At 62.9% G+C, this 1,347-nt stretch carries 2 protein-coding genes and 1 pseudogene; 1 reads left to right on the forward strand and 2 read right to left on the reverse strand.

Annotated elements, in window-relative coordinates; translation table 11 throughout:
- The coding region (locus tag JCM25156_RS16720; RefSeq protein ID WP_242402724.1) for a hypothetical protein at positions 1 to 462 on the reverse strand (462 nt) is incomplete at its 3' end.
- A gap of 172 nt (positions 463 to 634) precedes the next feature.
- On the opposite strand from JCM25156_RS16720, the gene JCM25156_RS16725 reads away from it, so the two are divergent.
- Positions 635 to 1,084, forward strand: a complete 450-nt coding sequence (locus JCM25156_RS16725; protein ID WP_025814023.1) for a Fur family transcriptional regulator — start codon at positions 635 to 637, stop codon at positions 1,082 to 1,084.
- Positions 1,085 to 1,137: 53 nt separating this feature from the next.
- Here JCM25156_RS16725 and JCM25156_RS16730 read toward each other — a convergent pair.
- Positions 1,138 to 1,347 (reverse strand): annotated as a pseudogene (locus tag JCM25156_RS16730) (hypothetical protein); the annotation flags it as partial.

Here is a 1,347-nt window from a genome sequence, read left to right on the forward strand (position 1 = left end):
GCCCGTGGGTCCAGCGCAGACGGGGGGCTGGTGTGCGGGTAGTGCCTTACCCTCGGCGCTCGCGCTCCGGCGGGGCAGCCAGTAACCCGCCCCGGCCATGCAGGCCCCAAGCTGGGTAATGGCGGCGGCGAAGGGTGAAAGCACATGATGATGCGCGAAAATCGGCCGCAGCATGCTGCGTACCTCCGCCTCGTGCCCTTCCTGTGCCGCGGCAGCGGCGGCAAGGAATCGGTTTTCGGTACGGGTCAGGCAGGTGGCGCTGCAGATCGCGACATCCACCGGATCGCACTGATAGGTGCGCAGCCGTGTCAACGCCATGTTGAACGCGCGGGCGACACTGGCGAAATCCGCCCGGAAGCAGGGCAAGGCATATCCCGGCATGCCGGATGTGGTGGTGGCGCCACCGCTGAGGCGACGCACGCACCAGACCAGCAGGCGTTCGCTGCACGAAAGATCATTCATGAAAACTGTCGTGTCGGTCATCATCCGATCGGACCACGGCGTGGCCCGCTCCCTGTTGTGTCAGTGAGACCTTATTAATGAGAAAGATTATCAGTTGCAATTAAAATCGACATGAGGACGTCCCCAATCCCTACTGGACCCTGTGGTAATGTTTGGATTACGTTACGTGCCGATGAAAGATGTGACCTGCCCCGATTCTCCGCTTGCGGATCTGTGTCGTCAGCGTGGCCTGAAGCTGACAGGCCAGCGCCGGACCATTGCGTTTGTCCTGTCGGACAGTGACGACCACCCGGATGTGGAGGAGCTTTACCGCCGCGCCGTGGCCGTGGACCCCCGCATTTCCATCGCCACCGTGTACCGCACCGTCCGGCTGTTCGAGGAGAACGGCATTCTCCAGCGGCGTGACTTCGGTGGCGGCCGGGCGCGGTATGAGGTGGCTGATGGCGAGCATAGCGATCACTATCATCTGATCGACGCCAGCACCGGCACGGTGATCGAATTCGAGAATGCCGAACTCAATGCGCTGCTGGACAGTATCGTGCGGGAAAAGGGCTACGATCTGGTCACCACGCGCCTGTCCATCGTCGGGCGCAGGAAGACGAAGCCGCGCGGCGATAACTGAACCGTGCCGTCGGGCCATCTTCCTGATGGTGGATCATAGGGCCGTTTTTTTAATCAGCCCTGTTCCGGCGGGGGCGCCATCCAGTTGGGGTGGCGGCGTTCGATCCATTCCAGCATGCGGGCGCTGAACCGGCGCAGCAGGGGCACGTCCTCCGCCAGCAGGATAATGCCCAGCGGCAGCATCCACAGCCCCAGTATGGGCAGAAAACCCAGTATTCCCCCCACGACCAGCGCGCACCCCAGAATGCCGCGCAGCCACGCGCG

The organism is Komagataeibacter kakiaceti JCM 25156 (assembly GCF_000613305.1).